Here is a 16,325-nt window from a genome sequence, read left to right as displayed (position 1 = left end):
GGACCTGTCGCCGTTGCGCGGATAAAATCGCGCCGTTCATCAACAGTGGAGGCCCTGACGTGGGTACTTGTTCGAGTGGCAGTAGTCGACCGGTCCTTGTGATCGGTGAACGCTCGGCGGGCTAGCGCGCAGGTTTCCCCTGCCGCCGTCTCGCCGCCAGGCGAGAGGCGGTTCCGGCCACGGCGTTCGTCCGTGGTCCATCCTCTCCCCAGACTGTCAGCCGCCAGGTACGGCGGTTCCGCCGCGCCCGCGTCATCGCTCCGCCTCGACTTTCGAGGAGGATTTCGTGCGCATCGTCCCTTTCCCGTCCCATGGCCATCCTGCCGCCGGTCTGCCGCCATGGCGGCAGGCGCCGGCCCAGGCGGCCTGTTGCGGGACAGCTTCCGTCCAGGCCGCGCGGCACTGACGAGAACCGTGCCCGACCCAGAGCATCCACCCCCTGTCTGAGTACGCGGCGCAGCGTGCGGCAGGCGGGCCGACCCGGAGAAGAACAATGAACTTCATGCTGCTCAAAGCCTTTTTCGCGGGTTTTCTTCGCACCCGCCACATTTCCCGCCATTTCCGCCGCCTTGCGCTGCTGGACACGGTGGCCCGCACCGGCGTCAGCCGCGAATTGCCGCCGGGCCTGACGAAAACGCTGGTGAGCGCGGCCAAGGGAGACGCCGGCGAACTGCTGGCGTTCCTCGGCAGCCACGAGGACGGGCTGTCGGAAAATCAGGCCGAGGCCATACGCGAGCGCGCGGGCCTGAACGAGGTCGAACACGAAAAACCGCTGCCCTGGTGGGCGCACCTCTGGCACTGCTATCGGAATCCGTTCAACCTGCTGCTGACCCTGCTGGCGGCGATCTCCTATCTGACCGAGGACACCAAGGCCACGATCGTCATCGGCACGATGATCGTGCTGTCGACGCTGCTGCGTTTCTGGCAGGAGGGCAAGTCCAACCGCGCCGCCGATGCGCTCAAGGCCATGGTGAGCAATACCGCCACGGTGGTGAGGCGCGACGTTTCCGAGGACGCCGCGCCGCTGTTCGAGCACTATTATGGTGTCCACCTGCGTGCCCGCGCGGCCCGGCGCGTGGAGCTGCCGATCCGTTTGCTGGTGCCCGGCGATGTCGTCGCGCTGGCGGCGGGCGACATGATTCCGGCCGATTGCCGCGTCCTGTCGGCCAAGGATTTGTTCGTGTCGCAGGCGGCGATGACGGGCGAGGCCATGCCGGTCGAGAAGTTCGCGCTCCACCGCGACCCCGGGACGGTGAATCCGCTGGAACTGGAGAACATCCTGTTCATGGGGACCAACGTGGTCTCGGGCGCGGCCACGGCGGTGGTGGTGGGCACCGGCAACCAGACCTATTTCGGCATGCTGGCCGGCCGCGTCACCGCCGTCGACCGGGGACAGACCTCGTTCCAGGCCGGCGTGAACAAGGTGAGCTGGCTGCTGATCCGCTTCATGTTCGTGATGGCGCCGCTGGTGCTGCTGATCAACGGTTTCACCAAGGGCGACTGGATGCAGGCGCTGTTGTTCGCCCTCTCCATCGCGGTGGGCCTGACGCCCGAGATGCTGCCGATGATCGTGACCTCCACGCTGGCCAAGGGGGCGGTGTTCCTGTCGCGCAAGAAAGTCATCGTCAAGCGGCTGGACGCCATCCAGAACTTCGGCGCGATGGACGTGCTGTGCACCGACAAGACCGGCACGCTCACGCAGGACCGCATCTTCCTCGCCCGGCACGTCGATGCCTGGGGCGCGGATTCCGATGCTGTCCTGGAACTGGCCTACCTGAACAGCTACTACCAGACGGGGCTGAAGAACCTGCTGGACGTCGCCGTGCTGGAGCATGCCGAGATGCAGCGCGAGCTGGAGCCCGCCGCCAATTTCCGCAAGGTGGACGAGATTCCGTTCGATTTCGAGCGGCGCCGGATGTCGGTGGTGGTGGCCGAGCACGACGAACATCACCTGATCATCACCAAGGGCGCGGTCGAGGAGGTCCTGTCGGTCTGCTCCGGGGTGCGCCATGGCGAGGCGACCGAGGCCCTGACCCCGGCCGTGCTCGAGGACATCCGCAGGGTGACGGCCGGGTTCAACGGCGAAGGGCTGCGGGTGGTCGCGGTGGCTTCCCGGGAACAGCCTCCCGTGCAGGAAGCCTTCGGGGTGGCCGACGAGCGGGACATGACGCTGATCGGCTACGTGGCTTTCCTCGATCCACCCAAGGAGTCCACCGCGCCGGCACTGGAGGCGTTGGCCCGGCATGGCGTGGCGGTCAAGGTGTTGACCGGCGACAACGAACTGGTCACGGCCAAGATCTGCCGCGAGGTGGGGCTGGCCCAGCGGGGCATGCTGCTGGGCGGCGACATCGAAGGCATGGGCGACCGCGAGCTGGCCGTGGCGGTAGAACGCCACAACGTCTTCGCCCGGCTGACGCCCACGCACAAGGAGCGCATCGTGCGCCTGCTCAAGGCCAACGGCCACGTGGTCGGCTTCATGGGCGACGGCATCAACGATGCGCCCGCGCTGCGCGCGGCGGACATCGGCATTTCGGTGGACACGGCGGTGGACATCGCCAAGGAAGCCGCCGACATCATCCTGCTCGAAAAGAGCCTGATGGTGCTGGAGGAGGGCGTGCAGGAAGGGCGCCGTACCTTCGCCAACATGCTCAAGTACATCAAGATGACGGCCAGCTCGAACTTCGGCAACGTGTTCTCGGTGCTGGTGGCCTCGGCCTTCATTCCGTTCCTGCCCATGCTGCCCATGCACCTGCTGGTGCAGAACCTGCTGTACGACATTTCGCAGATCGCGATTCCGTTCGACAACGTCGACGATGAACTGCTGCAGAAGCCACAGCGCTGGAACCCCGGGGACATTGGCCGCTTCATGGTGTTCTTCGGGCCGATCAGCTCGGTGTTCGACATCACGACCTACGCGCTGATGTGGTTCGTGTTCGGCGCCAACTCACCCGAGCATCAGACGCTGTTCCAGTCGGGCTGGTTCGTGGTGGGGCTGCTGACGCAGACCCTGATCGTGCACATGATCCGCACGCCCAGGATCCCGTTCATCCAGAGCCGCGCCGCCATGCCGCTGCTGGTGATGACGGCGGTCATCATGGCGATCGGCATTTTCCTGCCGATGGGGCCCCTGGCGCACTACTTCAAGCTGCAGGCGCTGCCGCCGCTGTACTTCGCGTTCCTGCCGGTGATCCTGCTGGCCTATATGGGACTGACCCAGGCGATGAAGGGTATCTACGTGCGCCGCTACGGTTGGCAGTAGGGTGGGTGGGGAAAATGTTCAACCAAAAGGTTGAATATTTTTATCGGAAGCTTTATATTCAACCTCATGGTTGAATATAAAGCTTCCGCGCTGGACCGAGTCTTCCACGCGCTTGCCGATCCCACCCGCCGCGAGATGCTGCGGTACCTGGCGGAAGGCGAGCGCAAGGTGGGGGACCTGGCCGCGCCCTTCACGATGTCGCTGGCCGCCGCCTCCAAGCACCTCAAGGTGCTGGAGGGCGCCGGCCTGGTGCGCCGGCGCGTGCAGGGGCGTTTGCATTTCTGCCGGCTCGAACCCGGGCCGCTGGCCGATGCGCAGGCGTGGCTGAGTGTCTACGAACGTTTCTGGAGCACCCGGCTCGATGCCTTGCAGGCACTGCTGGAGGCCGAAGAGAAGGGACCATCGACATCTTCTTCCCGGTAAGAAACCGGTAAAGGAACGCGGAAATGAACAAGAGCCCCGGCACCGAATTGCGGCTCGAACGGCACTACGACGCGCCGCCAGAGGAGGTTTTCGCCGCCTGGACCGATCCGGCCCTGGTGCGCCGCTGGCTGTTCACCTCCGCCTACGGCGAAGGCCAGTCCGTGGCCCTGGCGGCCCGTGCCGGCGGAAACTGGTCGATCACCGACCGGCGCGACGGCGCCGACCACACGGTCCAGGGGGAAATCCTGGAATTCGATCCGCCGCGTCGCCTGTCCATGAGTTTCGCGATGCCGCAATCCTCGCCGGACAGCGACGTGCTGGCCATGAAGGTCGAGGCCGGCGGGGAGGGCGGTTGCCTGATGCGCTTCGTCCAGTCAGGTCCGGGCATCGCCAGGGAATTGGCGCGGACGCCCGCCGGGCAGGACAGCGGATCGGCGGCGGCCTGGCGAATCATGTTCGACAATCTGGCCGGCGTGCTCGCGAGCCGGGTCGGCCACGGCAGGGTGGCGGACGAGGAAACGGCCGTGCGTTTCGAACGCCTGCTGCCCGGCCCGATCGAGCGGGTATGGCATTGGATCGCCGACTCGGACAAACGCGCGCAGTGGCTGGCGCCGGGCGAACTGCCCGCGGCGCCCGGGCAGTCCTTCGATCTGGTGTTCGACAATGCCGGGCTGTCGCCGCACCGGGCGCCGATTCCCGAGCGATTCAGGAAGTACGAGGGCGTTTTCCGCAGCCGCCACCAGGTGCTGCGCCTCGACCCGCCGCGCCTGTTGGCGATGACCTGGGGCGGGGGAAAGGAACCGCCGTCCGAAGTGGTGTTCGAGCTGGCTCCGGAAGGAGACAAGACCCGCCTGACCATCACCCACACCCGCCTGAAGGACCGGGCCACCCGCCTGGACGTCTCCGGCGGCTGGCATGCCCACCTGGCCGTCCTGGCCGAACGTCTGGCCGGCAGGACGCCGCCCGCTTTCCTGGCGATGGTCGCCACCATCGAGGACGACTACGCCCGGCGCGCTTCCCCGCACGCCTGACCCGCGGGGCCCCCCGAACGCCAAAAGACCCGTGGCGGAATGCTCTTCGCATCCGGCTGGGACCTCGGGATCCGGCTGATCCGTCCCGGTTGGCGGCGCGGTTGGCGGACGCTGCATTGCAGCATCGGAACTAAAGGATAGGCGCCGGGTCTTCCCGTACGGTGGCTGTGGTTCAAACCGCTACACTCGCGCGGCTTTTCCGAGCGAGGGAAGTCCCTAAGTGCTATGCTTTACAGGTTTACTGATTTAATTCCTTCCAACCGAAAGGTTCCATCAACCGCCTTCTGCACTAGCTATCCGCTAATCGGCCAAGCCGTGTCGCGGAAGGTCCGTCCTGCATCGAACGGGTGAAACACCCGGCAAGGTGAAGCGCAAATCATGTCCAGCATCCAAGAATCCAGCACCTCGTATCTGTTTGGGGGTAATGCGCCGTACGTGGAAGAACTCTACGAGGCCTACCTCGACAATCCGGGTTCCGTTCCCGACAACTGGCGCAATTACTTCGACCAGTTGCAGCATACGCCGGCGGTTGACGGCCAGGAATCGACCCGTGACCAGGCCCATGCGCCGGTCATCGAGTCTTTCGCCCAGCGTGCGCGAGCCAATGCTTTCCTGCCGCGTGCCGCCGAAAGCGACCTGTCGGTCGCGGGCAAGCAAGTCCACGTCCAGTCCATCATCGCCGCCTACCGTTACCTCGGTGCGCGCTGGGCCGATCTCGACCCGCTGCAGCGCCAGGAACGCCCGGCCATCCCCGAACTGGAGCCCAGCTTCTACGGCCTGACCGAGTCCGACATGGACAAGGTGTACTCCGCCACCAATACCTACTTCACGACCGCCGAGCACATGACGCTGCGCGAGATCGTGAAGGCGCTGCGCGACACCTACTGCCGCAGCATCGGCGTCGAGTTCATGCACGTGTCCGACCCGGTCATCAAGCGCTGGATCCAGCAGCGCCTGGAAAGCACGCAAGCCACCCCCAGCCTGTCGGCCGACCAGAAGAAGCACGTGCTGGACCGCCTGACCGCCGCCGAAGGCCTGGAACGCTATCTGCACACCAAGTACGTCGGCCAGAAGCGCTTCTCGCTGGAAGGCGGTGAAAGCTTCATCGCGGCCATCGACGAACTGATCCAGCATGCCGGCGAAGCCGGCATCCAGGAAGTGGTGCTGGGCATGGCCCACCGCGGCCGCCTGAACGTGCTGGTCAACACCCTGGGCAAGATGCCCAAGGACCTGTTCGCCGAATTCGAAGGCAAGTACGACGACGGCGGCCTGGCGGCCGGCGACGTGAAGTACCACAAGGGCTTCTCGAGCGACGTCTCGACCCGTGGCGGCCCTGTCCACGTGTCGCTGGCGTTCAACCCCTCGCACCTGGAAATCGTCAACCCCGTGGTCGAAGGCAGCGCCCGCGCGCGCCAGGAGCGCCGCGGCATGGAAGGCGGCAAGCAGGTGCTGCCGGTGCTGGTCCACGGCGACGCCGCCTTCATCGGCCAGGGCGTCGTGATGGAAACCCTGAACCTGGCGCAGACCCGCGGCTACGGCACGGGCGGCACGGTCCACCTGGTCATCAACAACCAGATCGGCTTCACCACCTCCGATCCGCGCGACACCCGCTCCACGCTGTATTGCACCGACGTGGTCAAGATGATCGAGGCGCCGGTGCTGCACGTGAACGGCGACGATCCCGAGGCCGTCGTGTTCGCCACCCGCCTGGCCCTGGACTTCCGTGTCGAGTTCCAGAAGGACATCGTGGTCGACATCGTCTGCTTCCGCAAGCTGGGCCACAACGAGCAGGACACGCCCGCGCTGACCCAGCCGCTGATGTACAAGCGCATCGGCCAGCACCCCGGCACGCGCAAGCTGTACGCCGACAAGCTGGCGGTGCAGGGCGTGATCGGCGCCGACGAGGGCGACGAATTCGTCAAGCGTTTCCGCGCCGCGATGGACGAAGGCCGCCATACGGTCGATCCCGTCCTGACCGACTACAAGAACAAGTACGCCGTCGACTGGTCGCCCTTCCTGGGCCGCAAGTGGACGGATGCCGCCGACACCGCCATGCCGCAGGCCGAGTTGAAGCGCCTGGGCGAGCGCATCACCACGGTGCCGGAAGGCTTCAAGGTCCACCCCATCGTCGAGAAGGTCCTGGCGGACCGCCGCGCCATGGCGCGCGGTGAAATGAACCTGGACTGGGGCATGGGCGAGCACCTGGCCTTCGCCAGCCTGGTGGCCGCCGGCTACCCCGTGCGCCTGACCGGCCAGGATTCGGGCCGCGGCACTTTCACCCACCGCCACGCCGTGCTGCACGACCAGAAGCGCGAGCGCTGGGATTCGGGCGTGTACGTGCCGCTGCAGAACGTGTCCGAGGCGCAGGCGCCGTTCCGCGTCATCGACTCGCTGCTGTCCGAGGAAGCCGTCATGGGCTTCGAATACGGCTACTCGACCGCCGAGCCCAACTCGATGGTGATCTGGGAAGGCCAGTTCGGCGACTTCGCCAACGGCGCCCAGGTCGTGATCGACCAGTTCATCAGCTCGGGCGAAGCCAAGTGGGGCCGCCAGTCGGGCCTGGTGCTGATGCTGCCGCACGGCTACGAAGGGCAGGGCCCGGAGCACTCGTCGGGCCGCATCGAGCGCTTCCTGCAACTGTGCGCCGATACCAACATGCAAGTGGTGCAGCCGACCACCGCCGCGCAGATCTTCCACCTGCTGCGCCGCCAGATGATCCGCCAGTTCCGCAAGCCGCTGGTCATCTTCACGCCCAAGTCGCTGCTGCGCAACAAGGATGCCACCTCGCCGCTGTCCGATCTGAGCAAGGGGTCGTTCCAGACCCTGATCGGCGAAGTCGACGATACGATCGACGCCGCCAAGGTCAAGCGTCTGCTGGTCTGCTCGGGCAAGGTCTATTACGACCTGGTCAACGCCCGCAAGGAGCGCGGCGCCAACGACGTGGTCATCGCGCGCGCCGAACAGCTGTATCCGTTCCCGCACAAGAGCCTGACCGCCGAGCTCAAGAAGTACCCGAACGTCACCGAGGTGGTCTGGGTGCAGGACGAGCCGCAGAACCAGGGACCGTGGTTCTACGTGCAGCATCACCTGTACGAGAACATGAACGAAGGCCAGAAGCTCGCCTACGCCGGGCGTCCGGCCTCGGCCTCGCCGGCCGTCGGCTACTACTCCAAGCACATGGAGCAACTGAAGGCGCTGCTCGACCAGTCCTTCGGCCGTCTCAAGGGCGTCGTGCTGACCAAGTGATCCTTACGTCCGGGACCGCCCGCGGGCGGTCCCGGCTCCCGGCCGCCTGGCGCCGGACCAAGAAAGAACTCCCCATCCTTGCGGAATAACTGACATGGCTATAGTCGACGTAAAAGTCCCCCAATTTTCTGAATCGGTGTCGGAAGGCACGCTGCTGACCTGGAAGAAGAAGCCGGGCGAAGCCATCTCGCGCGATGAAATCGTGATCGAGATCGAGACCGACAAGGTCGTGCTGGAAGTGCCGGCGCCCGCCGACGGCGTGCTGGCCGAGATCGTCAAGGCCGACGGCAGCACCGTCGCCTCGGACGAAGTGATCGCCAAGATCGACACGGCAGGCAAGGCCGCCGCCGCGCCCGCCGCCGCGGCTCCCGCTCCCGCCGCCGCCCCGGCGCCTGCCGTTGCCGCCGCGGCTCCGTCCGCCGCGCCCGCCACCTCGATTCCTTCGCCCGCCGCCGCCAAGCTGCTGGCCGAGCAAGGCATCGCGCCCGAGTCCGTGCAAGGCACGGGCCGTGGTGGCCGCATCACCAAGGGCGATGCCCTCGGCGCCGCCGCCGCGCCGGCGGCCAAGCCTGCCGCAGCGCCCATCGTCAACGACGCCGCGACCCTGGTCAACGGCCGCCCCGAGCAGCGCGTGCCGATGAGCCGCCTGCGTGCCCGCGTGGCCGAGCGCCTGCTGCAATCGCAATCCGAGAACGCCATCCTGACCACGTTCAACGAGGTCAACATGCAGGCCGTGATCGACCTGCGCGCCAAGTACAAGGACAAGTTCGAGAAGGAGCACGGCGTCAAGCTGGGGTTCATGTCGTTCTTCGTCAAGGCCGCCGTGGCCGCGCTCAAGCGCTACCCGGTCATCAATGCCTCGGTTGACGGCAAGGACATCGTCTACCACGGCTACTTCGACATCGGCATCGCTGTCGGCAGCCCGCGCGGCCTGGTGGTCCCCATCCTGCGCAACGCCGACCAGCTCAGCCTGGCCGACATCGAGAAGAAGATCGCCGAGTTCGGCCAGAAGGCCAAGGAAGGCAAGCTGAGCCTGGACGACCTGACCGGCGGCACGTTCTCGATCTCGAACGGCGGCACCTTCGGCTCGATGCTGTCGACCCCCATCATCAACCCGCCGCAGTCGGCCATCCTGGGCGTGCACGCCACCAAGGACCGCGCCGTGGTGGAGAACGGCCAGATCGTCATCCGTCCGATGAACTATCTGGCGATGTCCTACGACCACCGCATCATCGACGGCCGCGAGGCCGTCCTGGGCCTGGTCGCGATGAAGGAAGCCCTGGAAGACCCGCAGCGCCTGCTGCTGGATATCTGATCCCCCCTACGCGCTGATGTGCGCCCCCCAGGGGGCGATGCGGGTGGACCGGCGGAGCCGGATCCACCGCATCCTGGGGTACCGCAAGGCGCGGTGTCTTGGGTTGATCGGGGTTCTAACTGGAAGAATGAAATGAGTAAGCAATTCGACGTCGTCGTCATCGGTGCCGGTCCTGGCGGGTACATCGCCGCGATCCGCGCTGCCCAACTGGGCATGTCGGTCGCCTGCATCGACGCCTGGAGCAACGCCAAGGGCGGTCCGGCTCCTGGCGGCACCTGCACCAACGTGGGCTGCATTCCCTCGAAGGCGCTGCTGCAATCGTCCGAGTACTACGAGCATGCCGGCCATCACTTCGCCGACCACGGCATCGAGGTCAAGGGCCTGGGCCTGGACCTGGGCAAGCTGATCAGCCGCAAGGACACCGTCGTCAAGCAGAACAACGACGGCATCCTGTTCCTGTTCAAGAAGAACAAGGTCACCTTCTTCCATGGCACGGGCGCGTTCTCGGGCCAGGTCGACGGCGGCTGGTCGATCAAGGTTTCCGGCTCCGCCGAGGAAGAACTCGTCGCCAAGCACGTGATCGTGGCGACCGGTTCCAGCCCGCGCGCGCTGCCCGACCTGCCGTTCGATGAGAAGCAAGTGCTGTCCAACGATGGCGCGCTGGCCATTGGCGGCGTGCCCAAGCGACTGGGCGTGATCGGCGCCGGCGTGATCGGCCTGGAACTGGGCAGCGTGTGGCGCCGCCTGGGTTCGGACGTGACCATCCTGGAAGCCATGCCCAGCTTCCTGCCCGCCGCCGACGAGCAGATCGCCAAGGAAGCCCTGAAAGTCCTGACCAAGCAGGGCCTGAAGATCAACCTGGGCGTGAAGATCACCGAGGTCAAGGCCGCGGCCAAGACCGTCACGGTCAAGTACACCGACGCCGCCGGCGCCGAACAGTCGCTGGTCGTCGACAAGCTGATCGTGTCCATCGGCCGGGTGCCCAACACCCAGGGCCTGAACGCCGAAGGCGTGGGGCTGAAGCTGGACGAGCGTGGCTTCGTGGTGGTCGACGAGGACTGCCGGACCGGTTTGCCCAACGTCTGGGCCGTCGGCGACGTCGTGCGCGGCCCTATGCTGGCGCACAAGGCCGAGGAAGAGGGCGTTGCCGTGGCCGAGCGCATCGCCGGCCAGCACGGGCACGTCAACTTCAACACGATCCCGTCGGTCATCTACACCTCGCCCGAGATTTCCTGGGTGGGCCAGACCGAGCAGGCGCTCAAGACCGAAGGCCGCGCCTACAAGACCGGTACTTTCCCGTTCCTGGCCAACGGCCGTGCCCGTGCGCTGGGCGACACGACCGGCATGGTCAAGGTCATCGCCGACGCCAAGACGGACGAGATCCTGGGCGTGCACATCATCGGTCCGCAGGCCTCCGAGCTGATCTCGGAATGCGTGGTGGCCATGGAGTTCCGCGCGGCGTCGGAAGACATCGCCCGCATCTGCCATGCGCATCCGTCGCTGTCCGAGGCGGTGAAGGAAGCCGCGCTGGCGGTGGACAAGAGGGCGTTGAACTTCTGATCCCCCCTACGCGCTGACGCGCCCCCCAGGGGGCGGCACTGGCGGACCGGCAGAGCCGGATCCGCCGTGCCCTGGAGTCGGGGCGCTGAGGAAAAACGGCCGTGAGGCCGTTTTTTTGCTTTGATGGATCGGTCAGGTAGTGGCGCCGCGATGAGAGGCCACGACGCGGTCCACGAAGAGGCCGGCGGCGCCGGTGTAGGCCTGGGGATCCAGCATGCGGTCGATGTCCTCCGGCTTGAGGTGGCGGGCGATGGTCGGATTGGCCAGGAGGCCATCCTTGAACGTGCCGCCTTGCTCGAACACGTCCATGCAGATCTCGTAGACCAGTTCGTGGGCTTCCTGCCTGCCCAGGTGGTCGCCCAGCTTCATCATGACGGCTTCCGACAGCAACAGGCCTTTTTGCACGGACAGGTTGCGCTCCATGTTGTTGCCCCGGACGGTCAGGCCGGCGGTGACGTAGGCGAGTTTGGCGAAGGCCGCGTCGGCCATGCAGCACAAACGGCTGATGAACTCGCGTTCGGTCTGGAGCACGATCTTGTCGCGTTCGTGCTCGGCCATCATCCCTTCCAGTCCCAGCGCCACGGTGCTGCGGACGACGCGCGAAATCGCCACGATGCCTTCGCAGGCGGGCGGGTTGCGCTTGTGGGGCATGGTGCTGCTGCCCACCTTCCCCATGGTGAAGGGCTCTTCGAGTTCGGCGGTCTCGGTTTTCTGCAGGCTGTAGACCTCGTGGGCGATCTTGCCGGCGGTGCTGGTGCAGATCGCCAGTACGCACGCCAGCTCGGCCATGCCGTCGCGGGCCACGTGCCAGCAGATCTCCGGGCAGGCGAGGTCCAGTTCCTTGAACAGGGCTTCCTGCACCTCGATCCCTTGGCCGCCCAGGGCGGCCAGCGTCCCGACCGCGCCGGAGAATTGGCCAACCAGCACCCGTTCCTTCATTTGCCGCAGGCGTTCCAGGTTGCGGCCGATCTCGGCCGCCCACACCGCGGCCTTGAAGCCAAAGGTGATGGGCAGGGCCTGTTGGCCGTGGCTGCGTCCGGCCATGGTCTGGTCGCGGTGCCGTTCGGCCAGGGCGATGACGTGGGCATGGGCCCGCCGGTAGTTGTTCTCGATCTGTTCCAGCGCTTCCTTGACTTGCAGGACGGTGCCGGTGTCGACGATGTCCTGCGTCGTCGCGCCCCAGTGGATGAATTCGCCGGTGTCGCCGTCGCACACTTTCTTCATTGCCCGCAGCAGCGGGACGATGGGATGGCTGGTGCGGTCCATTTCCTGCTTCAGCTCGGCCAGGTCGATGAGTTCGACCCTGGCCTTGGCCTGGATCTCGTCGGCGGCGTGCTGGGGAATGATGCCCAGGCGGGCCTGTACGCGGGCAAGGGCTGCTTCCACGTCCAGCCATTTCTGGACGGTCTGTTCGTCGCTGAAAATGCTCCGGGTGGCGGCGGTGCTGAATTGGTCCCGGAACAGCGCGCTGTCGATGACATAGGCGCTCATGGGGCGTGTCTCCTGTCGATGGGCGGGGATGGGCGATGCCGGGCGAACGCCGCCTTCATGCGGAGGCGTTCTGTTGGAAGGCTTCCATGGCATGCAGCGAATAGACGTAGGCCGCGCCGGCATTCAGCGCGATGGCCGTGCCCAGCGCATCGCTGACTTCGGCCTCCGTGGCGCCGGCCTTGACCGCGGCCGCGGCATGCGAGGAGATGCAGCCGTCGCATCGTGTGGTGACGGCCACGGCCAGGGCGATCAGCTCGCGGGTCTTGGCGTCCAGCGCGCCGTTGGATCCGAGGGCGGCGTTCAGGCCCCGGTAGGCCTCCAGCACCTTGGGGTTCGTGTTGCCCAGCTTGTTGGACGACTGGCGCAGGGTGCCCAGCAGTTCCTTCCAGTTCTCGAACATGTGTTGCTCCTGTCTAAGGGGATGGGGGGACATCAATCGACTTTGGTGCCGGCGGCGCTGATCACCTTCTTCCAGAGAGCGATGTCGTCGGCAAGGAAAGAGGCGAAGAATTCCGGCGTGCTGTTCACCATGGGTTCCACGCCGGCCTGCATCAGCTGGGCACGGAATTTCTCGTCGGCCAACGCGTCGTTGACCGCCTGGTTCAGGCGCTTGACGATGGCGGGCGGCGTCCCGGCGGGCGCGAGCAGGCCGTACCAGGCGGCGACGTCCATGCCTTCGACGCCGGACTCCGCCAGCGTGGGCACGTCGGGCACGGCTGGCGACCGCTTCGAGCTCGTCAGTCCCAGGATCCTGACCTTGTCGCTGCCCATCAGCGCCGACATGGAGGGGATGTTGATGAACGTGAACTGGACCTCGCCCGTCTGCACGCCGTTGATGGACGGCCCCGAACCTTTGTAGGGAACGTGCGTGGCCGAAATCCCGGTCCGCAGCTTGAAGAGCTCGGCGGACAGATGCTGGGTGCTGCCGTGTCCCGACGACGAAAAATTCAATGCGCCGGGGTGCTGCTTGCCATAGGCGATGAGCTGCTTGACGTCCGTCACCGGCAGCTTGCTCGACGCCACGAGCAGATTGGGGCTCTGGCCGAACACGGCGATGGGCGCGAAGCTCTTGACGGGGTCGTAGTCAAGCTTGGGAAACAGGCTGATATTGATCGCCAGCGCCGAAGAGCTGAGGAACAGGGTATAGCCATCGGGTTCGGCCCGGGCGACGTAGGTGGCGCCGATGTTCTGGCCCGCGCCCGGCCGGTTTTCGACGATCACCGACTGGCCGAGTTTTTCACCCAGTTGCTGCGCCAGCAGGCGCGCGGTCATGTCGGTGCCGCCGCCGGGCGTATAGCCGACGACGATCTTGACGGCCCGGGTGGGGAAGGCCGCGGACTCGGGGGCCGCATGGGACAACGGGCTCAGCAATACCAGTGCCGCGCCCGCGGCAAGACGATGAAACATGCATGTCTCCTGTCGTGCGCCTCTGCGAGCGCGCTTGTTGTGGAAGGGCTACTGCTGCCTGGCCGCGCGCACGCGCGCGGCATACTCCTGGATGCGTCGTTTGAGGCCGGGCCGGGCCGCCGAGCGGGCCAGCAGGGCAAGGTCGAGATCGGCGGCTCCCGGGGCCTGCATGGCCTGGTCGAGCAAGGCTTGGGTAAAGGCGTCGGGGAGGCCGGCGGAGGGCGCATCCAGGTTCTCCGCCGCGTCGATGCGCGTTTGGGCCAGGCCCGCCGCCAGGGCCTCTTCGGCATCGATCCAGCGGCCGGACCGTATCCAGGCCTGGGCGGTGTCGCTGCCCACCCGGGCGGCCAGGCGGCGTGTGCCGAGCACGAGGCCGAAGCCGCAGGCGCCGGGGAAGGCGAACGAGGCGTTGCCGAGAACGACGCGGCGGCGGCAGGCGGCGAAGAGATCCGCGCCGGCACCGGCAACCCGTCCGTGGGCGATGGCGATCGTTTCGAATGGCGCCTGGTACACCGCCTGCAGCAACAGTTCGATGCGGACGAAGCGGGCCAATAGGGAGTCGTCGGTTTCCTGGTCCAGCGCCGACAGGTCCACGCCGGTGCAGAAGTGGCGGCCCGCGCCTTCGATCACGAGGCGGCGCACGCCGTCGCGGAAGCAGGCTTCGACGGCGTCGGTCAATGCATCCACCAGATCCGCCGACAGGGCGTTGCCGGATGACGGCCGGTCGAGCCTGAGGCGGCGGACGCCGGCATCGGTCTCGATCTGGAGCACGGTGTCAGGCATTGGCGTATCCAGAAACGAAGGATTTGACGGCGCCGGTGTCGGGATCGTAGACATGGCGCGATTGCTTGCCGATGTCCGTGCCATAGACGTGGATGCTGATGGAAACCCGGTCGTCGAAGGCGTTGCGCACGAGATGGATGTCGCCGATGGACGGAGACACGCAGGTCGTCTGCCCAGGTTCGATGCGCTCCTCGATGGCGGAGGGGACCAGGCGGCCGTTTTCCCTGGCATAGGCGCGCGAGTATTCGGCCCCGCGCAGCATGCCGATGACGCCCCAGGTGCAGTGATCGTGGACGGGCGTGCGTTGGCCCGGCCCCCAGACGAAGCTGACGACCGAGTAGCGGTCGGCGGGATCCCGGTGCAGCAGGTACTGCTGGTAGTGGACCGGGTGGGGGCGGGAGCAGTCCTCGGGCAGCCAGTCGTCGTGGGCGACGAGTTCTTGCAACAGCGCCTCACACGCCCTGACGGCGCGGGTTTCGTCCGCTCCGGCGCCGACCGCGGCATTCATGCCTTGGACAAAATCGGCCAGACGGCCGGGAAGGGGGGACGGGGCCGTCATGCCTGGGTCTCCTGGTTCAAGGTGGCGCGGATTTCCTCGCCGTGCTCGCCGAGCGCGGGTGGCGTGCGCCGTATCGGCGGCGATCGTCCGTCGAGGCGGACCGGCGAGGCGAAGGTGCGCGTGTCGCGTCCGCCTGGCAGACGCAGTCCCCGCACCCAGTCCATGTGCTCGACCTGGGGATCGGCCAGCGCGCAAGCGTAGTCGTTGATGCGGGCATGCGGCACGCCGGCCTGCCGGAAGACATCGATCCAATGGTCCACGCCATGCAGCGCGAAGCGGGTCTCCAGTATTTCTTTCAGTGCCACCTGGTTGCTGGCCCGATCCAGGATGGTGGCGAAGCGCGGGTCGCGCGCCAGGTCGGGCAGCTCGACGGCGCGTACGACCGCGTGCCACAGATTGTCGTTGCCGGCCGCGATCGCGAAATGGCCGTCCGCGGCGCGATAGGCCTGGTAGGGGGCATTGCGGGGATGGGCGGAGCCCAGCTTGCGCGGATTGACGCCGGTGCCGAAGTATTCGCTGGTCTGCAGCGCGCCGATGGCGAGCGTGCACCCGAACATGGGGATGTCGAGGTGGGCGCCGCGGCCGCTTCTGACCGCCTTCAGCAGCGAGGAGGCCACGGTGAAGGCCGCGTACAGGCCCGATGCGAAGTCGGAGATAGGCACGCCGCACTTGACCGGCGCATCCGAGTCGCCGGTCACGCTCATCACGCCGGCGGCTGCCTGCATGGTCAGGTCGAAGCCGCCTTCCTGGGCGCGCGGGCCGCTCTGTCCATAGGCGGAAATCGAGCAATAGACCAGGGCCGGATTCCGCGCCGACAGCGCCGCGTAGCCCAGTCCCAGCCTGTCCATGACGCCGGGCCGGTTGTTCTCGATGAGGACGTCGGCCTTGTCCACCAGCGACCGGGCGGTGGCGACGTCCGCGGGATTCTTCAGGTCCAGCACGACCGAGCGCTTGTTGCGGTTCAACGAGGCGAAGTTTTCGCTGTATCCCTCGTTCAGCGGGGGCCAGGCGCGCATGGCGTCGCCGCCGGGCGCCTCGACCTTGACGACCTCGGCGCCCAGGTCGGCCAGCAGCATGCCGCAGAACGGGCCGGCCGCGATCGAGCAGAACTCGATGACGGTGATGCCGGCCAACGGCAGTTCGCGGGGTTCGATGTCGCTCATGAGGTCTATGTCTCCTTGTCGAATGGGAGAGAGCTTAGGAGTGTTCTCAGAATAGGTACAACTGTTCTAGAATATGGAACGATCTTGC

Annotated in this window: 12 protein-coding genes; 6 read left to right on the top strand and 6 right to left on the bottom strand. The window is 66.5% G+C overall.

Translation table 11 applies throughout. The annotated features are described in order from the left end of the window. Window positions 1-493 precede the first annotated feature (493 nt). The 6 genes from mgtA to lpdA all read left to right on the top strand — a co-directional run bounded on the left by mgtA (window position 494) and on the right by lpdA (window position 10,834). Window positions 494-3,259 carry a magnesium-translocating P-type ATPase gene (gene mgtA / locus AC1Q6E_RS04235; RefSeq protein WP_296556714.1) on the top strand — a complete coding sequence of 922 codons (2,766 nt, stop codon included), beginning with the start codon at window positions 494-496 and terminating at the stop codon, window positions 3,257-3,259. A gap of 66 nt (window positions 3,260-3,325) precedes the next feature. Beyond that, window positions 3,326-3,682, top strand: a complete 357-nt coding sequence (locus AC1Q6E_RS04230) for an ArsR/SmtB family transcription factor (RefSeq protein ID WP_152795526.1) — start codon at window positions 3,326-3,328, stop codon at window positions 3,680-3,682. A gap of 23 nt (window positions 3,683-3,705) precedes the next feature. Beyond that, window positions 3,706-4,713, top strand: coding sequence for an SRPBCC domain-containing protein (locus AC1Q6E_RS04225; RefSeq protein ID WP_152795528.1), 1,008 nt, complete (start codon window positions 3,706-3,708; stop codon window positions 4,711-4,713). Between the two features lie 378 nt (window positions 4,714-5,091). After that, complete coding sequence (locus AC1Q6E_RS04220) at window positions 5,092-7,959, top strand: 2-oxoglutarate dehydrogenase E1 component (RefSeq protein ID WP_152795530.1); 2,868 nt, start codon at window positions 5,092-5,094, stop codon at window positions 7,957-7,959. A gap of 94 nt (window positions 7,960-8,053) precedes the next feature. Next, window positions 8,054-9,274, top strand: coding sequence for a 2-oxoglutarate dehydrogenase complex dihydrolipoyllysine-residue succinyltransferase (gene odhB, locus AC1Q6E_RS04215; protein ID WP_296556712.1), 1,221 nt, complete (start codon window positions 8,054-8,056; stop codon window positions 9,272-9,274). Window positions 9,275-9,406: 132 nt separating this feature from the next. Then, window positions 9,407-10,834, top strand: coding sequence for a dihydrolipoyl dehydrogenase (gene lpdA / locus AC1Q6E_RS04210; protein WP_152795534.1), 1,428 nt, complete (start codon window positions 9,407-9,409; stop codon window positions 10,832-10,834). Window positions 10,835-10,966: 132 nt separating this feature from the next. On the opposite strand, the gene purB is transcribed toward lpdA, so the two are convergent. From purB to AC1Q6E_RS04180, 6 genes are read right to left on the bottom strand one after another with little or no spacing between them, the layout of a single operon-like run. Continuing rightward, window positions 10,967-12,325, bottom strand: coding sequence for an adenylosuccinate lyase (gene purB / locus AC1Q6E_RS04205; RefSeq protein WP_492572255.1), 1,359 nt, complete (start codon window positions 12,323-12,325; stop codon window positions 10,967-10,969). Window positions 12,326-12,380: 55 nt separating this feature from the next. Then, window positions 12,381-12,725, bottom strand: a complete 345-nt coding sequence (locus tag AC1Q6E_RS04200) for a carboxymuconolactone decarboxylase family protein (RefSeq protein WP_152795538.1) — start codon at window positions 12,723-12,725, stop codon at window positions 12,381-12,383. Window positions 12,726-12,757: 32 nt separating this feature from the next. Beyond that, window positions 12,758-13,732, bottom strand: a complete 975-nt coding sequence (locus tag AC1Q6E_RS04195; RefSeq protein WP_152795540.1) for a tripartite tricarboxylate transporter substrate binding protein — start codon at window positions 13,730-13,732, stop codon at window positions 12,758-12,760. 48 nt (window positions 13,733-13,780) lie between these two features. Next, on the bottom strand, window positions 13,781-14,515 hold the full coding sequence (locus tag AC1Q6E_RS04190) for an enoyl-CoA hydratase/isomerase family protein (protein WP_152795542.1): 735 nt from the start codon (window positions 14,513-14,515) through the stop codon (window positions 13,781-13,783). After that, window positions 14,508-15,023 (bottom strand): cysteine dioxygenase family protein, encoded by a 516-nt coding sequence (locus AC1Q6E_RS04185; protein WP_492572351.1) that lies wholly within the window; start codon window positions 15,021-15,023, stop codon window positions 14,508-14,510. The genes AC1Q6E_RS04190 and AC1Q6E_RS04185 overlap by 8 nt, the downstream gene beginning before the upstream one ends. A gap of 47 nt (window positions 15,024-15,070) precedes the next feature. Then, entirely contained in the window at window positions 15,071-16,237 is a 1,167-nt protein-coding gene (locus AC1Q6E_RS04180; protein WP_152795546.1) for a CaiB/BaiF CoA transferase family protein, read from the bottom strand. Window positions 16,238-16,325 lie beyond the last annotated feature (88 nt).

The sequence above is a fragment of the Pigmentiphaga sp. MLSB6-MA01 genome, from assembly GCF_058793475.1.
This window is presented reverse-complemented; position numbering and strand designations above follow the sequence as displayed.